Origin of the sequence: Isoptericola dokdonensis DS-3 (assembly GCF_001636295.1) — a bacterium.
Lineage (GTDB): Bacteria > Actinomycetota > Actinomycetes > Actinomycetales > Cellulomonadaceae > Isoptericola > Isoptericola dokdonensis.
Genome location: NZ_CP014209.1, coordinates 3,500,222 through 3,518,997 on the forward strand (window position 1 = coordinate 3,500,222; position 18,776 = coordinate 3,518,997).

The window sequence follows — 18,776 nt, forward strand, 5'->3', positions numbered from 1 at the left end:
GATGTCTGCACCGGACATCCCCGGGCGCCCCGGCCGCCGTGCGCGGCCGGGGCGCCTCGGCGCGCTCCGGCAGCGTCTGGTCGCGGCGGTCGCGCCGCGCGCGGACGACGACGGCCTGGTCGCCGAGGCACCCGCGGTCGCGTTCCGTGAGGTGCTGCGTCGGCTGCGGCCGGAGCTGTCGGGCCGTCGTCGGGTCCTGGCCCTGCTGGTGTTCCTCGCGGTGGCGGTCGCGGGCATCGGGACGGTCGAGATCTGGCTGTTCCAGCGGGTCGTCGACGACGTGCTGGTCCCCGCCGACCTCGCCCCGCTGCTGCTCCTGGCGGGCCTGTACCTGGGGCTCGCGCTGCTCAGCGGGCTGCTGAGCTGGGCGGACGAGGTGACCACGACCTGGCTGGGGGAGCACGTCACCCTGGACCTGCGGGGCCGGGTCCTCGCGCACCTGCACCGGGTGCCGTCCGACGTCGCGGACCGGCAGCGCGCCGGCGACGTCCTGACGCGGTTGACGAAGGACGTGCGCAGCATCGAGACGCTGCTGTTCAGCGCCGTCGACGGCGCGGGGGCGCTCGCCCGCGTGCTGTTCTACGGCGGAGCGATGCTGCTGCTCGACTGGCAGCTCGCCCTCGTGGCGTTCGTCGTCGCGCCCCTGTTCGGGTGGGCGTCGGAGCGGTTCGCCCGCCGGTTCAAGAAGGTCGCGAAGGAGAAGAGCCGCCGCAACGGGTCGATGACGTCGGTGGCGGAGGAGTCGCTGGCCGCGCTGAGCCTGGTGCAGGTGCACGGGCGGGAGCGCGAGGAGCAGCAACGGTTCGACCGGGAGGGGCGCGCGGTGGTCGCCGCGGAGCTGGGTGCCGCCCGTCTGCGGGCGACGTACCCGCTGGTCGTGGACCTGCTGGAGCTGGTGGGACTGCTGTCCGTCATCGGCCTGGGCGTGTGGGCGCTCGCGGACGAACGGCTGACGCTGGGCGGCCTGCTGGTGTTCCTCACCTATCTGTCGCAGCTGGTGCGCCCACTGCGCGAGCTGGGGGACCTGATGGTGTCGGTCGCCTCGGCGGTCGCGGGGGCCGAGCGGGTGCTGGAACTGCTGGACCTGCCGGCGGGGATCCCGGAGCCGGCCGACCCGGTGCACCTGGACCGGGTGACGGGCCGGATGACGGTCGAGGGGGCGTCGTTCACCTACCACGGCGCGTCGCGGGCGGCGCTGGAGGGCGTCGACCTGCGGGTGGAGCCGGGCGGACTGCTCGCGTTGGCGGGACCGAGCGGCAGCGGGAAGTCGACGCTGGTACGGCTGCTGGGCCGGTTGTCCGACGTCGACGCGGGCCGGGTGACGCTCGACGGGGTGGACGTGCGGGACCTGCCCGTGCGGACGCTGCGGGAGAACGTCACCGTGCTGCTGCAGGAGGCCCCCGTGCTGGACGCGAGCGTGCGCGACAACGTGCGGTTCTCGCGGCCCGACGCCTCCGACGACGAGGTGTGGGCGGCCCTGCGCGACGCGGGGCTGGAGCCGGTGGTACGGGCCCTGCCGGACGGCCTGGACTCCCGGCTGGGGCAGCGTGGCCGGTCGCTGAGCGGCGGGCAGCGGCAGCGGGTCGCGCTCGCCCGGGCGCTGCTGGTGGACGCCCGGGTGCTGCTGCTCGACGAGCCGACGACCGGCCTCGACGCCGACGCCGCGACCCTGCTCCTGGCGACCCTGCGGCGACTGGCGGCGGACCGCGCCGTCGTCGTCGCGACGCACGACCCGGCGGTGCTGGCCGCCGCCGACCTGGTGGTGCCCGTCCACGACGGCACCGTGACCGACCCGACCCTGGAGGTGGCCCGATGAGCGGCCCTGCTGTCCCCGGCTACCGGCTGCGCCGGCTCGTCCACCGAGGCCACTCGTTCGAGGTGTACGACGCGTGGTCCGACGAGCGGGCGTGCCCGGTCGTGGTGAAGCGTGCCCGTCCGGGCGCGGCGGCGGAGGCGGGCCGGCGGCTGCTGCGCGAGGGGCGGCTGCTGCTGTCGATGTCGCACCCGCACGTGGTGCGGGCCTACGAGGTGCCGCGCACGGAGCGGCCGACGGTGGTGCTGGAGACGTTGCCCGGCGAGACGCTGGACCACCTGTTCGCCGAGCACGGGCCGCTGGGGGTGCGGGACGTGGCGGAGATGGGTCGTCAGCTCGCGTCGGCGCTGGTGTACCTGCACGGTCGGGGGGTGGTGCACGGAGACCTCAAGCCGGCGAACGCGATCGGCTCGCAGGGGATGGCGCGGCTCATCGACCTGTCGTTGGCGGGTCGGCCCCGCCGGTGGCGGTCCAGCCGGGGGACGCCGGGCTACGTGTCGCCGGAACAGGCGCGACGCGACGTCGTCACGTCGGCGACGGACGTGTGGGGGCTGGGGCTGCTCCTGCTGGAGGCCGCCGCAGGCGACGACCCGTACCCCGTCGACGACGAGCGGTACCGGGAGGGCTGGGGCCCAGTGGCGGCGCCGGAGCCGTTGCGCCGTCGGCGCCGGGTGCCTGCCGCGCTGGGCGACCTGGTGACGGCGATGACGTCGATGGACCCGGCCGGGCGTCCGGCGATGGTCGACGTGCACCGGGAGCTGGGTCGGCTGGCGGACGCCTGACCCGTCGCGTCAGGCGTCGGGGCGGTCGCGGTGGTCGTCGTCGGGGTACGGGCCCGTCCCGAGCGCGCCGGCGATGCGCTGCTCGATCGCGGCGGTCGTGGCGTCGGGCAGCACGATGATCCCCTCGAGCTCCTTGGTCGCCCGACGGTAGGCCGACTGCCGCTCGGCGGTGGAGGCGGCCGGGTCGTCGGCGATCGCGAGCAGCTTCTTCGCCCGGTCGACGGCCCGGCGCTCGTCATCGGTCAGCGACGACGTGCGCCGGCGCCGGGCCTCGGCCTCGGCGACGTCGAACCGGGTCCGCAGCTCGCGGACGGCGTCGCGGTAGCGGTCGAGGCGACGGCGGTCGCGGAGCTCGTCGAGGTCGTCGGGGCGCAGGTCCTCGGCGTCCCGGCGGGCCCGGTGGAAGTCCACGGTGACCTGCTCGCGCATGTCGGTCATCAGCGGGTGCTCGAGGATCTTCGTGGCGTCGAGCTCGTAGTCGAGCCAGCGGCGCACCGTCTCGTCGTGGACGGCGACGGTCCGCTCGATCTCGCTCGTCAGGGCCTCCTCGGCCTCGGCGGTCGCGGCCCGGTCGGCGTACTTGATGCGGTACATCTCGATCTTGTCGCGGCGGCGTCGCTCGTCCCACCGCTGCACGCCCTTGGCCCAGCCGCCGACGACGGCGCTCAGGGGGAAGACGAGCCACCAGTAGGAGCCGAGGAAGTCCCAGAAGCCGTCCACCGGCCTCACGATAGCGGCGCCACCGCCTCCCGAGTCGAGGGAGCTCCCGGGTGCGCCGCGGGCGGGGGTGCGCCGGGCTACGGTGACCGGGTGGAGCCCACCGCGGGGTCGCTGCTGGCCGACCTGCACGCCGTCGCCGATCCGGCTGCGTTCCCGAACCGCCACTACACGGGCTCCGGCCCGGTGCTGGGCGTGCGGATGGGGACGTTGTTCGACGTCGCGAAGGGGTATGCGGCGATGCCGCTCGGCGAGGTGGGACGCCTGCTGGCCGAGCCCGCCTACGAACCCCGTCTGGCGGCGTTCTGCGTCCTCGACCTCGCCGTCCGACGCCGTGGCGTCACGCCCGACGAGCGAGCGGAGCGGTACCGCTTCTACCTGGACCACCACGACGCGATCGACGCGTGGGACATGGTCGACCGGGCGGCGCCGCGCGTCGTGGGCGAGCACCTGCGCGACCGGTCCCGCGAGCCGCTGCTCGACCTGGCGGCGTCCGCGGACCCGCTGCGCCGCCGCACCGCCATGACGGCGCCGCTCGCCTACACCCGGGGCCGGACCGATCCCGCGGCGATCGCCGACCTGCTGCGGATCGCCGAGCTCCTCCTGGACGACGCCGACCCCCTGGTGCGACGGCCCGTCGGCATCGCGCTGCGGCACGCGGGCGCGGTCGCGCCGGAGGCGGTCACGGACTTCCTGGACCGGTGCGGCCGGCGGGTCCCCGCGCGGGTGCGGCGCATGGCGCGCGACAAGATGCCGTCCTCCTGACGTGCGCTCCCGACGACCACCTGTCGAGACCTGACACGTCCGGGCGGCGTCGGGGCTACCCTGGGGGCGTCAACCTCCATCGTCGCGGGCGTCGGCCTGCCCGGGTGCGAGAGCCTCGAGCGGGGCCCCGACGGCCCGCGAGCCCCCTGTCAGAAGGAGCATCCGTGGCAAGCATCGAAGCCGTTGGCGCGCGCGAGATCCTGGACTCTCGCGGCAACCCCACCGTCGAGGTGGAGATCGCCCTCGACGACGGCACGTTCGCGCGTGCCGCGGTCCCGTCCGGCGCCTCGACCGGCGCGTTCGAGGCCGTCGAGCGTCGGGACGGCGACAAGGGCCGTTACCTGGGCAAGGGCGTCGAGGGTGCGGTCAACGCCGTCATCGACGAGATCGCCCCCGAGCTGATCGGCTACGACGCCGAGGAGCAGCGCCTCATCGACCAGGCCCTCATCGAGCTCGACGGCACCCCGAACAAGGCCAAGCTCGGCGCGAACGCCATCCTCGGCGTCTCGCTCGCCGTCGCGAAGGCCGCCGCGAAGTCGTCCGGCCTGGACCTGTTCCGCTACGTGGGCGGCCCGAACGCGCACGTCCTGCCCGTGCCGATGATGAACATCCTCAACGGCGGGTCCCACGCGGACTCCACCGTCGACTTCCAGGAGTTCATGATCGCGCCGATCGGCGCCCCCACCTTCAAGGAGGCGCTGCGCTCGGGCACCGAGGTCTACCACGCCCTCAAGGGCGTGCTGAAGGCCAAGGGCTTCTCGACGGGTCTCGGTGACGAGGGCGGCTTCGCCCCCGACCTGCCCTCGAACGTCGCCGCGCTCGACCTGATCGTCGAGGCCATCGAGAAGGCCGGGTTCACCCCGGGCTCCGACATCGCCATCGCCATGGACGTCGCCGCCACCGAGTTCTTCAAGGACGGCGCGTACCACTTCAAGAACGGCGAGGTGCACTCGACCGAGGACATGATCAAGCTCTACGAGAGCATGGTCACGAACTACCCGATCGTCTCCATCGAGGACCCGCTGTCCGAGGACGAGTGGGGCGCCTGGACGCAGTTCGTGTCCGAGGTCGGCGACAAGGTCCAGGTCGTCGGCGACGACCTGTTCGTCACCAACCCGGAGCGCCTCGCCCGCGGCATCCAGGAGAAGTCGGCGAACTCGCTGCTGGTCAAGCTCAACCAGATCGGCACCCTCACCGAGACGCTGGACGCGGTCACCCTCGCGCAGCGCAACGGCTTCACCACGATGACGTCGCACCGCTCCGGCGAGACCGAGGACACGACCATCGCCGACCTGTCGGTGGCCACCAACGCCGGTCAGATCAAGACCGGTGCCCCGGCCCGTGGCGAGCGCATCAACAAGTACAACCAGCTCCTGCGCATCGAGGAGGCCCTGGACGACGCCGGCCGTTACGCCGGTCGTTCCGCCTTCCCGCGCTTCCAGGGCTGACGCGAGTCAGCACACCGGGACGCGAGTCAGCGTGATCGGGCGCGAGTCAGCGCTCGGTCCGCCGAGTCAGCGCAGAACGCGCTGTGTCAGCGTGCACGACGACGGCCGGTCACCTTCGGGTGGCCGGCCGTCTCGTCGTCCCGCACTGACTCGCGCCGTCGTGCGCTGACTCGCGCTGTCGTGCGCTGACTCGCCGGGCGGGGTGCGGGGCGGCAGGGGGACGGTTCGGCACAATCGAGGCGTGCCGTCCCGTCGACCCTCCGCCCCGAACCCGCGCCCGTCGTCCCGGCCCGCGAGCCGCACGTCCGGGCGCCCGGGCTCGCGCGGCGGCGGCCGAACCCGGTCCACGGGAGCCTCGAAGTCGACGGCGGGGGCCGGGTCGCCGCGGTCGACGACCCCGCGCAGCACGCGCCGCCCGTCCGGCCCGGCGCGCGACGAGCGGCGGCGCAGCCGGCTGGGGCTGGTGCTCCCGGAGGTCCTCACGGTCCGCCTGCTCGTGCTCGGCGTCGTCGTCCTGCTGGCCTTCGTCCTGCTGCTGCCGACGGTGCGGGGCGCGGTGCAGCAGCAGGCGCAGATCGACCGGCTCCAGGCCGAGCTCGACGCGCACGAGTCGGAGCGTGCCGAGCTCCAGGACGAGCTCGACCGCTGGGACGACCGCTCCTACGTCATCCAGCAGGCGCGCAGCCGCCTCAACTACGTGGTGCCGGGGGACACGGTGTGGCGGGTGGTGGACGCCCAGGAGATCGAGGGCGACCCCGCGGCGGAGGCGCAGGCCGACGCGGGGCCGACGGTCGCCGCGGCCCCGACCGGTGCGCCCTGGTACGAGGGCCTGTGGGAGTCCGTGCAGGTCACCGACCGTGCCACCGTCGACCCGGACGCCGCCGCACCGGGCGCGACGCCGTCGCCGTCGTCCTCCCCGTCGTCGGACGGTGACGAGCGCGACGCCACCGACGACGCCTCGCCCGCGCCGGACGGGGGAGAATGACCCGGTGACCTCCACGCCTGCCACGGACGACCCGACCGCCGTCACCGCCCACGACCTCGAGGTGCTGGCCGAGCAGCTCGGCCGCGAGCCGCGCGGCGTCGTCGGCATCGCGGCCCGCTGCGTGTGCGGGCGACCCCTCGTGGTGCGTACCGCGCCGCGCCTGCCGGACGGCACGCCGTTCCCGACGACGTACTACCTGACCCACCCGGGCGCGGTGGCGGCGGCGTCGCGGCTGGAGGCCGACGGTGTGATGAAGGAGATGTCGGACCGGCTCACGCAGGATGAGGAGCTCGCCGCGGCCTACGGGCGCGCGCACGAGCACTACCTGGCGCGGCGTGCCGAGCTGGGAAGCGTGGAGGAGATCGAGGGCATCTCCGCGGGCGGGATGCCGACGCGCGTCAAGTGCCTGCACGTGCTCATGGGGCACGCGCTCGCCGCGGGCCCGGGCGTCAACCCGCTGGGTGACGAGGCCCTGGAGCGGGTCCGCGACCAGTGGCGTCCCGACCGCTGCTCGTGCTGAGCACCGTCCGCCCGGCGCCGTCCCCGCACGGCGCGCAGGGCGCGCGCCTGTCGGGACGTGGTGAGAGGGTGACCCGGTGATGAGCAGCACCCGCGTGGCCGCCGTCGACTGCGGCACCAACTCGATCCGACTTCTCGTGGCCGACGTGGCCCCCGACGGCACCTTGGTCGAGCTCGACCGGCGCATGGAGATCGTCCGCCTCGGCCAGGGCGTGGACCGCACGGGCGAGCTCGCCGCGGAGGCCTTGGAGCGCACCCTGGCCGCGACGCGCGAGTACGCCGAGGTCGCGTCCCGGCTGGGGGCGTCGACGGTCCGCTTCGTCGCGACCTCCGCCACCCGGGACGCCCGCAACCGCGACGAGTTCGTCGCGGGCGTGCGGGCGGCGCTCGGCGTGGAGCCGGAGGTCGTCTCGGGGCAGGAGGAGGCGCTGCTGTCGTTCCGCGGCGCCACGAGCGGGGCTGCGGCCGCGCACCCGGGCCCGTACCTCGTCGTGGACCTCGGCGGCGGCTCGACCGAGCTCGTGCTGGGGACGACGACGCCGGAGGCCGCGCTGTCGATGGACGTCGGCTCCGTGCGGCTCACCGAGCGGCACCTGCACTCCGACCCGCCGACCGAGGCTGAGGTGGCGCGCGCCCGCGCCGACGTCGACGCCGCCCTGGACGCCGCCGCGCAGGTGGTGCCGCTGGGGCGCACGGCCACGCTGGTCGGCCTCGCCGGTTCGGTGACGTCCGTCACCGCGCACGCGCTCGGCCTGCCCAGCTACCAGCGGGACAGGGTCAACGGCACGGTCCTGCCGGTGGACGACGTGCTCGCCGCCTGCGCCGACCTGCTCGGCCGCACCCGCGAGCAGCGGCTCGCGCTCGGGTTCATGCACCCGGGCCGGGCCGATGTCATCGGGGCGGGGGCCCTGGTCTGGGCGCGCGTCGTGGAGCGGGTGCGCGACGAGGTCGCCGCCGCGGGTGGTGAGCTGACGCACGTCGTGACCTCCGAGAGCGACATCCTCGACGGCATCGCGCTGTCCCTCGGTTCCTGACCGACCCGACCGATACTCGGTCGTCGCACGGTCGGCGACGGGGACGAGCGCCGGCGAGCCGAGGACGAACTGCGGGGGCGGGGAAAAGGCTCGCGGCGTACGGTCGTAGACTGTGAGCATGCCTCAGAACGATCTGTCTTCGGACAACTCTGCCCAGGGCGTGGTGGAGACGACCTCGCGTCCGCGCAAGGTGCCTCGCGTCGTGGTGCTCGGCGGCGGTTCCGTCGGCCTGTACGTGGCGCGCCGCCTGCGCAAGAAGCTCGGCAAGCGCGAGGCGGCGATCGTCGTCGTCGACCCGCGCCCGTACATGACGTACGCGCCGTTCCTGCCGGAGGCGGGTGCCGGGTCGATCGACGCCCGTGACGTCGTCGCGCCGCACCGTCTGGCCCTCAAGGGCGTCGACGTGCTCCAGGGCAAGGTCGTCGCGATCGCGCACGGTGACAAGAAGGTCACGATCTCCCCGGAGGAGGGGCCGGACTACGAGGTCTCCTACGACCACCTCGTCGTCGGCCTCGGTTCGGTGTCCCGCACGCTGCCCATCCCGGGCCTGGCGGAGAACGCGATCGGCTTCAAGAACGTGGAGGAGGCCATCGCGGTCCGCAACCACGTGCTGAACCGTCTCGACGTCGCCTCGTCCACGTGGGACGCGGCCATGCGCCGCAAGATGCTGACGTTCACGTTCGTCGGCGGCGGGTTCGCCGGGATCGAGGCGCTCGCCGAGATCGAGGACATGGCGCGCTACGCGACGCGGAACTACCCGACGATCGAGCCGAGCGACCTGCGGTTCGTCATGATCGAGGGTGCCGGGCGGATCCTGCCCGAGGTGTCGGAGCCGATGGGGCTCTGGGCGCTGGAGGAGATGAAGAAGCGCGGCATCGAGTTCCACCTCAACACGTTCCTGTCGTCGTGCGTCGACGGTCACGTCGTCACGTCCACGGGTGTGGAGTTCGACACGGAGACGATCGTGTGGACCGCCGGTGTGAAGGCGAACCCGGTCATCAAGGACGCCTCGGACCTGCCGGTGGACCGCATGGGCCGCGTCACGGTGCAGGCGACGCTCCAGGTCGCGACGGAGGACGGCGAGATCGTCCCCGACGCGTGGGCCGCGGGCGACTGCGCCGCCGTGCCGGACCTGCTGAACCCGGGCTCGTTCTGCCCGCCGAACGCCCAGCACGCGATCCGCGAGGCGAACCAGCTCGCCGACAACCTCGTCGCGACCCTCAAGGGCGAGCAGCCCGTGGAGTACAAGCACAAGAGCGTCGGCGTCGTGGCGTCGCTCGGCCTGTACAAGGGCGTGGCGGAGCTGTTCGGCTTCGTCAAGCTGAAGGGCCCGCTGGCCTGGCTGGCGCACCGCGGCTACCACGTGATGGCGATGCCGACGGGCAATCGCAAGCTCCGCATCCTCGTGGGCTGGATCGGGCAGTTCCTCATGGGCCGCGAGATCGTCTCGCTGGGTTCGCTGCACGACCCGCGCGACGAGTTCCGCAAGGCGTCCGTGCCGCCGAAGCCGGCGGGCGAGAAGGTCGAGCAGAAGGCGCAGGCGTCCGCGGCGGTCGCCGAGAAGGGCTGACCCCCTTCGCGTTCGAGGCATGACGGGCGGTCGTGCCCGGCAGACGTCCTGGCCGGTACCGTGTGGTGCCGGTGGCGGACGTCTCGCCGGGGGCGGCCGCCCGTCGCCGTCCGGTCTTCTTTCGCCCCCGTAGCCCAACTGGCAGAGGCAGCCGGCTTAAACCCGGCCCAGTCCCGGTTCGAACCCGGGCGGGGGCACGTCGTCAAGGGTCCTCTGCCGGCGCATATAGTTGCTGCAGGCAATCAAAGAGGCGTAGCCTCGGTCCGTCCCGACCGAGGAGAGAAGCACCCGTGGCCCACCACGACGAACCGCACCGCACCGCCATCTACGCCACCGCCCTGACCGCGTTCTTCGCCATCGCGGGCATCGCGATCGTCGACCCCATCCTGCCTGTCATCGGCCAGGAGATCGGCGCGAGCACGTGGCAGATCGAGCTGCTGTTCACCGCCTACGTCGCGGTGATGGCGCTCGGCATGGTCCCCGCCACCGTGGCCACAGGCCGCTTCGGGTACAAGAAGATCCTCGTGGCGGGCGTCGGGGTCGTCGCCGTCGCAGCCGTCGGGGCCGCGCTCGCCGGCGGCCTCGTCGGCCTGGCGCTGCTGCGCGGTCTGTGGGGACTGGGCAACGCGATGTTCTTCGTCACCGCGATGGTGCTGCTCGTGTCCCTGGCGAACGACCGCGGCTGGGCCGTCGAGCTGTACGAGACGTGCCTCGGCCTCGGCTTCGCGCTCGGCCCGCTGCTCGGCGGGCTCCTCGGGCAGATCTCGTGGCGGGTCCCGTTCCTCGCCTGCGGCGTCTTCATGGTCGGCGCGATGGTGCTGTCGCTCGTCAAGCTCCGCGACCCCGACGAGCGCCCGGCGCCGCTGCGCTACCGGCAGGTGTTCGCGCCGTTCCGCCGGCCCGCGTTCGTCGTGCTGTCGGTCGTCGTGGCCGCGTACAACTTCGTCTTCTTCATCGTGCTCGGCTACACGCCGATCGCGCTCGGTCTCGACGTCGTCCCGCTCGGGCTCGTGTTCACCGGCTGGGGCGTCGGCCTCGCCGTCGGCATCCTCGTCATCGGGCACCGACTCGCGCACCGCCTCGGCGCCGTGCAGACCGTCGGGGTGGCGCTCGTCGTCCTGCTCGTCGCGCTCGTCGGCCTCGCCACCTCGCCGGGGACGGTCGTCAGCGTGGTGTGGCTGGTGGTCGCCGGGCTCGCCATGGGCGTCACGAACGCCAACGTCACCGACCTCGCGCTCGGCGTCGGCGACCCGGACCGGCGCGTGACGACCGGGGCGTTCAACCTCGTCCGCTGGGGCTTCGCCGCGCCTGCGCCGGTGGTCGCCGGGCTGCTGGCGGAGAACGTCGGGCTCGCCGCACCGTTCTGGGTCGGCGCCGCCGTGCTCGTGGTGGGCGTGGCGACGATGCTCCTGCTCGGGCACCGGATCGCCGAACCGGTCGGGGAGCGGGTGCTGTGGCGACGCTGGGACGCCGCCGCGGCCGAGATCGAGGGCACTGCCGCCGAGGCCGGCGCCCCCCTCTGACGTCAACCCGCGCGGTGCCGCTCCTCGACGTCGGCCGCCGCGGCGCGCAGCGCGTCGAGGACCAGCCGGACGGCGGCACGGCGGGCGACGTCCGGCCGCAGCACGGCCGACACGTGGCGGACGGCGGGGACGCCGGTGAGCGGACGCAGCACGAGGCGGTCGCCGACGGGCGTGGTGAAGCGGGGCAGGATCGCGAGCCGGTCGCCCGCCGCGACGAGCGCCTCGACGAGCCGGTTGTCGACGATGCGCTGGCGCACGTCGAGCTGGGCGCCGGTCGCCTGCTCGATCCCGATCAGCACCGTGTCGAACGGGTAGCCGCGGGGCACCCCGATCCACGGCGACCCGGCGACCTGGTCTGCGGACACCGACCGGTGCTTGGCCAGCGGGTGGCCGGGCGACATCGCCACGTCGAGGGGTTCGTCGGCCAGGTGGACGACGGCGAGCCCGTCCGTCCCCGCGGGTCGCACGCTGGTGAGGCTGTGCGCGACGACGACGTCGTGGTCGGCGGTGAGCGCGCCGAACTCCGCCTCGGCGCGGTCGACGTCGGACAGGCGCAGGTCGACCCCGGTGCCGGCGAGCGCCGCCTCGACACCCGGCACCAGGAAGGTGGCCGCGCTCGGCAGCGCCGCGACCGCGACGGTGCCGGCGGGTGCGCCACGGAACTCGTCCCAGCGGGCCTGGACGTCGGCAAGCGCCACCTGGACCTTGACGCCCTCGGCGGCGAGCAGCCGCCCGGCGTCGGTGAGACGGATCCCGCGGCCGTGCGGCCGGACGAGCTCGGTGCCGAGCTCGCGCTGCGCGGTGCGCAGCTGCTGGGACACGGCGGACGGCGTGCGGTGGGTCGCGGCGGCGACGGCGGCGACGCTGCCGCGGTCGGCGAGCTCGCGCAGGAGCTCGAGGTGACGGACGTCCATGTAGGAATCCTACCGAGACGTGCAGAAACAGTTGCTTGTCCCTTCACCGGTGCGCCGGTGAGCATGGGGGCGTGCCCACCCGTCATCGCCTTCTCGCCGTCGTCGTCGCCCTGCTGTGGGGCCTGAACTTCCTCGCCATCGACGCCTCGCTGGCGCACTATCCGCCGATGTTCCTCGTGGCGCTGCGGTTCGCCGTCCTCGCGATCCCGACGGTGTTCCTCGTCCCGTGGCCCGGCGTGCCGGTGCGGTGGTTGATCGGCTACGGCGTCGGGTTCGGGGTGCTCCAGTTCGCGTTCCTCTACTGGGGGATGGCGGCGGGGATGCCCGCGGGCCTCGCGTCGCTGGTCCTGCAGATGTCCGGGCCGTTCACCGTCGTCCTCGGGGCCATGTTCCTGCGGGAGCGGGTCACGGGGCGGCAGGTCGCCGGGATCCTCGTCGCCGTCGCCGGGCTGACGGCGGTGGGCTGGCAGCGGGCGGAGAGCGCGGCGCTGCTGCCGTTCCTGCTCACGCTCGCCGGGGCGTTCGGCTGGGCGATCGGCAACGTCAGCAACCGGCTCGCCCAGCCCCGCAACCCGCTGCACCTGGTGCTGTGGATGTCCGTCGTGCCGCCGCTGCCCATGCTGGCGGTCTCCTGGTTCGTCGAGGGGCCCGACGCCATCCGGACGTCACTGACCACCTACGACGACCCCGCCGCCTGGTGGGCCGTCGCCGGACTGGCGTACACGGTGCTGCTCGGCACCGTCGTCGGGTCGGGGCTGTGGACGTGGCTCATGACCCGCCACCCCGCAGGCGTGGTCGCCCCGTTCTCCATGCTGGTGCCCGTGGTCGGGATGTCGTCGGCGTGGCTCGTGCTCGGCGAGGAGGTGACGCCCGGCGAGCTGGTCGGCGCGCTGCTCGTCGTCGGGGGAGTGCTCTGGGGGAGCAGGCCCGCCCGCCGGCCGTCGGCGGTCGCGACGGTCGGCGACGCCGGGCCGGACGGAGGCGCGCCGACCGGACCCGAGGGTCCGGCACGCGAGCCCGTGCCACGCAGCGCGGCCGTCTAGGGGCGCCGGCCGCCGCCGCGGTGGTGACCGTCGTCGTCGCCCTCAGGCCCCGTCGTCGAGGACGGGGAAGGCGTTGAAGTGGATCTGCACCGGCGCGGTGCCCGCGACGTTCTCCTGGCCGCGCAGCGGCGCGGTGTACACGTCGAGGAACTCGTGGAACGCCTCGATGACCGAGGCCAGCTGCTCGGGCGTCGCCCACAGCAGGGTGGTGCTGAGGGTGATGGAGTCCTTCCAGGCGAGGTAGCGGGGGTCGACGTCGGGAGCCTTGTCCACGACGTCGAGCAGGTGCCAGATCTTCGCCTGGCGGGTCTTCTCCAGCTGGGCGTTGACCATGGACTTCGCTGTTCGGGTGCCGACGTCGTCGTCGGCCTCCGGGGCGATCCGGTACCCGCCCGGGGTCTGCTCCCACCAGCGTTCGCGCGCGGTGCCCTTGCCCTCGACCTCGCGGACGAACTCGTGCCGGGCGAGCTGGCGCAGGTGGTAGCTGGTCGACCCGCTCGACTCCCCGACGAGCTCGGCCAGCCCGCTCGCCGTCAGTGATCCGTGCGTCTGCAGGAGGTCGAGGATGCGTAGCCGCAGCGGGTGGGAGAGCGCCTTGAGCCGCTCGGGGCCGAGGATCTTCGGCGGACCCTGCGTGGCCGGGGCCGCGGTGGCCTCGGGGGAGTCGGTCATGCCCTCGACCGTACTCGTCCCGAGGCTCACCGCAGGCCGAGCGGGTGGACCTGGGCGGCGTTGTCGCGGCGGTGGTCGTCGGCGGCGCGGTGCCGCGCGAGACGGGCGGCGGCGGTGCGACGTGCGCGCCGCTCGTGCCGGGCGGCCGACGCGGCCGTGAGGCGTGCCGCGGCGACGAGGAGCAGGCGGCCTGCCGCGTCGAGGGTGCGGGCGCCGGCGCCGGGCCGCGGGGCGGGCGTGGTGCGGGCGAGCGCGGGGCTGGTCAGGGCGATCACGGCGGACTCCTCGGGGCGTGGCGTGGGCTGGTGAGCACCACTGTAGAACTACAAAGAACCCTTTGCAAGAGTTTCTTTGCATGGCGGCCCCTGTCGTCGCGGGCAGCCCCGGGCCGCCCTCCGCAGATCGTCGTGGTGTCCGGGAACCGCGGGGACGTAGGCTCCGTTGTGCACCCCGTACGACTGAGCCGTCGTGCACCTCCCCCACCACCCTGGAGTGAGCGTGTTCCGCCTTGCCCGCCTGTCCCTGGCGAACCGTGCCCTGGTCGCCCTGGTCACGGTCGCGATCTTCGCCTTCGGCGCGTTGAGCCTGACCTCCCTCAAGCAGGAGCTCATCCCGTCCCTCGAGCTCCCCGCGGGCATCGTGCTGGCGACCTACCCCGGCGCCTCGCCCGAGGTCGTCGAGCAGTCCGTCACCGAACCGCTCGAGGCCGCCGCGCAGACGGTCGAGGGCATCGAGTCGATCAGCTCCACCGCCTCGACCGGCGTCTCGACCACCATGGTCGAGTTCACCTACGGCACCGACATGGACGCCGCCACCCAGCGCCTCACCACCGCCGTCACCCGGGTGCAGCAGCAGCTCCCGGAGGACGTCGAGCCGCAGGTCGTCACCGGCTCCCTCGACGACCTGCCCGTCATCCAGATCGCCGCGGCCGGCGGCGACGACCTCGCGGCCCTCGCCGACGAGATCGACACCGTCCTCGTCCCCGAGCTCGAGGAGATCGACGACGTCCGCAGCGTCGCCGTCACCGGTGGCGTCGCCGACCAGGTGCTCGTCGAGGTCGACCAGGCCGAGCTCGCCGAGCAGGGCCTCACGCTCACGCAGGTCACCGACGTCCTCGCCGACTACGGCGTCGTGCTGCCCGCCGGCACCGTCACCGAGGACGGCGCGACCTACTCCCTGCAGGCCGGCACCCGCGTCGAGAGCGTCGAGGACCTCGAGGACGTGCCGCTCGTCCCGAGCGCCGACGCCTCCACCGGCGCGCCGTCCGACGACACCGCCACCGGTGGCGCCGACGCCGGCGCGACGCCCCCCGACGGTGCCGAGGACCAGGCCGCGACCGGTGGCACCACCGGCGCGACGCCGTCCGAGGGCGGCGCCGGCACCGACGTGACCGGCCTGCCCGACGCCAACGCGCCCCCCGCCCTGCCGGAGCCCGTGCGTCTCGGCGACGTCGCCGAGATCACCGTCGAGCCCACCGAGGCCACGTCCTTCTCCCGCCTGGACGGCGAGCCGTCCCTCGGCATCGCCATCACCAAGACCCCGCAGGGCAACACCGTCGAGGTGTCGCACGCCGTGCAGGACGTCATCGCCGACAACTCCGCCGAGCTCGACGAGGCCGGCATCACCACGGCCGTCGTGTTCGACCAGGCGCCGTTCATCGAGGAGTCCATCGAGGGCCTCGCCACCGAGGGCGGCCTCGGGCTCGTCTTCGCGATCCTCATCATCCTGGTGTTCCTGCTGTCCGTGCGGGCCACGCTCGTCTCCGCGGTGTCGATCCCGCTGTCGCTCGCGACGGCCTTCCTCGTCATGCAGACGACCGGCTACACGCTGAACATCCTCACGCTCGCCGCGCTGACGATCTCCATCGGTCGCGTGGTCGACGACGCGATCGTCGTCATCGAGAACATCAAGCGGCACCTGTCGTACGGCGAGGACAAGTCGCAGGCCATCCTCACGGCCGTGCGCGAGGTCGGTGGCGCCATCGCCGCGTCCACCATCTGCACCGTCGCGGTGTTCCTGCCGCTCGGTCTCGTGTCCGGCATGACGGGCGAGCTGTTCCGCCCGTTCGCCTTCACCGTCGCCATCGCGATGCTCGCGTCGCTGCTCGTCGCGCTGACCATCGTCCCGGTGCTCGCGTACTGGTTCGTCAAGCCGCCGAAGGGCGCCGCCGAGGCGACCGACGGCGGGGCGTCCATCCGTGAGGCCGCCGAGGCCAAGGAGCGCCGCGGTCTCTGGCAGCGCGCGTACGTGCCGAGCCTCGGCGCCGCGCTGCGGCACCCGTGGATCGCCGTCCTGCTGGCCGTCGGTATCCTCGCGGGCACCCTCGCCCTGGTGCCGCGCCTCGAGACGAACTTCATCGGGGACTCCGGCCAGGACACCGTGACCGTCACCCAGACCTTCGGTGACGAGACCTCGCTCGCCGCGCAGGACGACGCCGCCCGCGAGATGGAGGAGACGATCGCCGCCGTCGACGGCGTCCGGACCGTCCAGACCACCGTCGGCACCGCCGACGCCGCCCAGGCCGCGTTCTTCGGCGGGGGCGGGGCGTCCGCGACGTTCTCGGTCACCCTCGACGAGGACGCCGACGGTGTCGCCGTGCAGGACGACGTCCGTGCCGCCGCCGAGGGGCTCGCCGACGAGGGCCCGACGACGGACGTGTCCGTCGCGGGCGGGGACTCCGGGTTCGGGTCCAGCACCATCGACCTCGTCGTCCGCGCCCACGACACGGAGGACCTCACCGCGGCGGCCGCCGCCGTGCAGGCCGCCGTGGCCGACCTCGACGGCGTCGCGGAGGTCGCCAACGACCTCGCGACCTCGCGGACCATCCTCCAGGTGCAGGTCGACCGGGAGGCCGCGGCCGAGGCCGGGCTCACCGAGACGCAAGTCGCCGGCATCGTGTCCGGCACCATGAACCCCGAGCAGACCATCGGCGAGGTCGACCTCGGCGAGGGCCCCCTCGAGGTGGTCGTCGTGTCCGGCGGGGCCCCCGCCACCGTCGCGGAGATCGAGGACATCGAGATCCCCACCGCCACGGGTCTCGTCCCGCTGACGGACGTCGCCGCCGTGGAGGAGGTCGACACCCCGGCCTCGATCAGCCGCGTCGACGGGGAGCGGTCCGCGACCGTGTCCATCACCCCGGACGCGCAGGACATCGGCACCCTGAGCACCCAGGTGACCACCGCCGTCGACGGGGTCGAGCTGCCCGCCGGCGCGTCCGTCGAGGTGGGCGGTGTCGCCGCCGACCAGGAGGAGGCGTTCGCCGACCTCGGGCTGGCCCTGCTCGCCGCGATCGCGATCGTCTACCTGATCATGGTCGCGACGTTCAAGTCGCTCGTGCAGCCGCTGCTCCTGCTCGTCTCGGTGCCGCTGTCGGTCACCGGCGCGCTGGTGGCGCTGCTCGTCACGAACACCCCGCTCGGCGTCGCCGCCCTCATCGGGGCGCTGATGCTCGTCGGCATCGTGGTGTCCAACGCCATCGTGCTCATCGACCTCATCAACCAGTACCGCCACCAGGGGCGCGGGCTCGACGAGGCCGTGCGCGAGGGCGCCCGCAAGCGTCTGCGCCCCATCGTGATGACGGCGCTCGCCACCATCGGCGCGCTCACGCCGATGGCGCTCGGCCTCACCGGCGGCGGGGCGTTCATTTCCCAGCCGCTGGCGCTGGTCGTCATCGGCGGCCTGGTGTCGTCCACCCTGCTCACGCTGCTCGTCGTGCCCGCGCTGTACGTGCTGGTCGAGGGCCGCAAGGACCGCAAGGCCGCGCGGCGCGAGAAGCGTGCGGCGAAGCGGGAGGCGCGCGCCGTCGAGCAGCGCGACCGCGAGGCCGCCCGCGAGGCCAGCCGCGCGCAGGGCTGATCACGACCGGATCGGCAGGACGTACCCGGTTCGGCAGTCGCAGCTGCCGAACCGGGTACGTCCTGCCGAACGGGCGGGGGCGCGTGACGTCGGGAACCTGACGGGGGCGTCCTGCGTTGCCTAGGATGGATTCACGGCCAGCGACCCGGCCCTGTCCCCACGACGACCCGTCGTCGGGCATCCGGACGCCGCGACCAGGAGGAGCTCATGAGCAACCCCGTGTTCTCGAACAGCAACGTGTTCGGCGAGCCCCGCCGCAACGCGCCCGGCGGTACCACCACGGCGCCGCCGCAGTACGGGCAGTACGGCCAGCAGGGTGCGCAGGCCGCGGACGCCGCGACGCTGCAGAACATGTACGAGGCACCGGCGGCCACCCCCGTCGACACCCGCCGCATGACCTACACGGACGTCATCATGAAGACGGCCGGGCAGTTCGCGCTGCTCGTCGTCATGGCGGCGGTCAGCTGGACGCTCGTGGACACCGTCCCGATGCTGTGGGTCGGCGGCATGATCGTGGGCCTCGTGCTGGGCCTGGTCAACGCGTTCAAGAAGAACCCGAGCCCGCTGCTCATCTCCCTGTACTCGATTGCACAGGGCGCGTTCCTCGGCGGCATCTCCGCCTTCTACGAGGCGCAGTTCGACGGCATCGTGCTCCAGGCCGTCCTGGCGACGTTCTCCGTGTTCGGTGTCGCGCTGGCGCTGTTCAGCTCCGGCAAGGTGCGCGTCACCCCGAAGTTCACACGCTTCCTGCTCATCGGCATGCTCGGCTACCTCGTCTTCTCGCTGCTCAACATGATCCTCGTGTGGACCGGCGTCCTCGAGGGCTGGGGCATGCGCGGCGGCACGCTGGGCATCGTCATCGGCATCGTCGCGGTCGTCCTCGCGTCGATGTCGCTCATCATGGACTTCGACTCCATCCAGCGCGGCGTCGAGGGCGGTGCCCCGGCCAAGTACGCCTGGTCCGCGGCGTTCGGTCTCATGGTCACGCTCATCTGGCTGTACCTCGAGCTTCTGCGCCTCATCGCGATCCTGCGCGGCAGCGAGTGACCCACGGCGCCTGAGCGCGCCACCCGGTCCACGACGACGGCCGGGCACCTTCCCGCGAAGGTGCCCGGCCGTCGTCGTCGTCCCGCGAG

16 protein-coding genes and 1 tRNA gene are annotated in these 18,776 nt (G+C 73.4%); 13 read left to right on the plus strand and 4 right to left on the minus strand.

Translation table 11 applies throughout. From position 1 onward, the window contains the following. The first annotated feature begins 1 nt into the window (after position 1). Entirely contained in the window at positions 2–1,816 is a 1,815-nt protein-coding gene (locus I598_RS15980) for an ABC transporter ATP-binding protein (RefSeq protein WP_068204106.1), read from the plus strand. After that, a complete protein-coding gene (locus tag I598_RS15985; protein WP_068204108.1) occupies positions 1,813–2,595 on the plus strand; it encodes a protein kinase domain-containing protein in 783 nt (260 codons plus the stop codon). Before I598_RS15980 ends, I598_RS15985 begins: the two co-directional genes overlap by 4 nt. Before the next feature lie 9 nt (positions 2,596–2,604). Here the strand turns inward: I598_RS15985 and I598_RS15990 are convergent, their stop codons facing one another. Further along, positions 2,605–3,315: a hypothetical protein gene (locus I598_RS15990; RefSeq protein WP_068204113.1), complete on the minus strand. Its 711-nt coding sequence runs from the start codon at positions 3,313–3,315 to the stop codon at positions 2,605–2,607. 90 nt (positions 3,316–3,405) lie between these two features. On the opposite strand from I598_RS15990, the gene I598_RS15995 reads away from it, so the two are divergent. From I598_RS15995 to I598_RS16030, 8 genes are all read left to right on the plus strand, one after another. Further along, entirely contained in the window at positions 3,406–4,077 is a 672-nt protein-coding gene (locus tag I598_RS15995; protein WP_068204116.1) for a DNA alkylation repair protein, read from the plus strand. A gap of 164 nt (positions 4,078–4,241) precedes the next feature. After that, positions 4,242–5,525 (plus strand): phosphopyruvate hydratase, encoded by a 1,284-nt coding sequence (eno, locus tag I598_RS16000; RefSeq protein ID WP_068204118.1) that lies wholly within the window; start codon positions 4,242–4,244, stop codon positions 5,523–5,525. Positions 5,526–5,766: 241 nt separating this feature from the next. Further along, positions 5,767–6,510: an FtsB family cell division protein gene (locus I598_RS16005; protein WP_232314196.1), complete on the plus strand. Its 744-nt coding sequence runs from the start codon at positions 5,767–5,769 to the stop codon at positions 6,508–6,510. Between the two features lie 4 nt (positions 6,511–6,514). Continuing rightward, a complete protein-coding gene (locus tag I598_RS16010; RefSeq protein ID WP_068204120.1) occupies positions 6,515–7,030 on the plus strand; it encodes a DUF501 domain-containing protein in 516 nt (171 codons plus the stop codon). A gap of 79 nt (positions 7,031–7,109) precedes the next feature. Further along, on the plus strand, positions 7,110–8,063 hold the full coding sequence (locus I598_RS16015) for a Ppx/GppA phosphatase family protein (protein WP_068204122.1): 954 nt from the start codon (positions 7,110–7,112) through the stop codon (positions 8,061–8,063). A gap of 118 nt (positions 8,064–8,181) precedes the next feature. Further along, complete coding sequence (locus tag I598_RS16020) at positions 8,182–9,633, plus strand: NAD(P)/FAD-dependent oxidoreductase (RefSeq protein ID WP_068204124.1); 1,452 nt, start codon at positions 8,182–8,184, stop codon at positions 9,631–9,633. 123 nt (positions 9,634–9,756) lie between these two features. Continuing rightward, positions 9,757–9,830 (plus strand) — tRNA-Leu (locus tag I598_RS16025). 93 nt (positions 9,831–9,923) lie between these two features. Then, on the plus strand, positions 9,924–11,156 hold the full coding sequence (locus tag I598_RS16030; protein WP_068204126.1) for an MFS transporter: 1,233 nt from the start codon (positions 9,924–9,926) through the stop codon (positions 11,154–11,156). 2 nt (positions 11,157–11,158) lie between these two features. On the opposite strand, the gene I598_RS16035 is transcribed toward I598_RS16030, so the two are convergent. Then, positions 11,159–12,070 carry a LysR family transcriptional regulator gene (locus tag I598_RS16035; RefSeq protein WP_068204129.1) on the minus strand — a complete coding sequence of 304 codons (912 nt, stop codon included), beginning with the start codon at positions 12,068–12,070 and terminating at the stop codon, positions 11,159–11,161. A 71-nt stretch (positions 12,071–12,141) separates the two neighbouring features. Between I598_RS16035 and I598_RS16040 the strand changes: the two genes are divergently transcribed. Then, a complete protein-coding gene (locus I598_RS16040) occupies positions 12,142–13,113 on the plus strand; it encodes an EamA family transporter (protein ID WP_083973424.1) in 972 nt (323 codons plus the stop codon). A gap of 42 nt (positions 13,114–13,155) precedes the next feature. Here the strand turns inward: I598_RS16040 and I598_RS17755 are convergent, their stop codons facing one another. Further along, complete coding sequence (locus I598_RS17755) at positions 13,156–13,785, minus strand: winged helix-turn-helix domain-containing protein (RefSeq protein WP_068204131.1); 630 nt, start codon at positions 13,783–13,785, stop codon at positions 13,156–13,158. Positions 13,786–13,811: 26 nt separating this feature from the next. Next, a complete protein-coding gene (locus I598_RS17760; RefSeq protein ID WP_068204133.1) occupies positions 13,812–14,060 on the minus strand; it encodes a hypothetical protein in 249 nt (82 codons plus the stop codon). A 223-nt stretch (positions 14,061–14,283) separates the two neighbouring features. Between I598_RS17760 and I598_RS16055 the strand changes: the two genes are divergently transcribed. Continuing rightward, entirely contained in the window at positions 14,284–17,640 is a 3,357-nt protein-coding gene (locus I598_RS16055) for an efflux RND transporter permease subunit (protein WP_068205367.1), read from the plus strand. A gap of 207 nt (positions 17,641–17,847) precedes the next feature. Next, a complete protein-coding gene (locus I598_RS16060) occupies positions 17,848–18,687 on the plus strand; it encodes a Bax inhibitor-1/YccA family protein (RefSeq protein WP_068204135.1) in 840 nt (279 codons plus the stop codon). Positions 18,688–18,776 lie beyond the last annotated feature (89 nt).

What these genes read in the sequence shown, in the direction of transcription:
- I598_RS15980 (WP_068204106.1), top strand. Translation starts at nt 2, where the DNA reads ATGTCTGCACCGGACATCCCCGGGCGCCCCGGCCGCCGTGCGCGGCCG.
- I598_RS15985 (WP_068204108.1), top strand. Translation starts at nt 1,813, where the DNA reads ATGAGCGGCCCTGCTGTCCCCGGCTACCGGCTGCGCCGGCTCGTCCAC.
- I598_RS16015 (WP_068204122.1), top strand. Translation starts at nt 7,110, where the DNA reads ATGAGCAGCACCCGCGTGGCCGCCGTCGACTGCGGCACCAACTCGATC.
- I598_RS16020 (WP_068204124.1), top strand. Translation starts at nt 8,182, where the DNA reads ATGCCTCAGAACGATCTGTCTTCGGACAACTCTGCCCAGGGCGTGGTG.
- I598_RS16035 (WP_068204129.1), bottom strand. Translation starts at nt 12,070, where the DNA reads ATGGACGTCCGTCACCTCGAGCTCCTGCGCGAGCTCGCCGACCGCGGC.
- I598_RS17755 (WP_068204131.1), bottom strand. Translation starts at nt 13,785, where the DNA reads ATGACCGACTCCCCCGAGGCCACCGCGGCCCCGGCCACGCAGGGTCCG.
- I598_RS16060 (WP_068204135.1), top strand. Translation starts at nt 17,848, where the DNA reads ATGAGCAACCCCGTGTTCTCGAACAGCAACGTGTTCGGCGAGCCCCGC.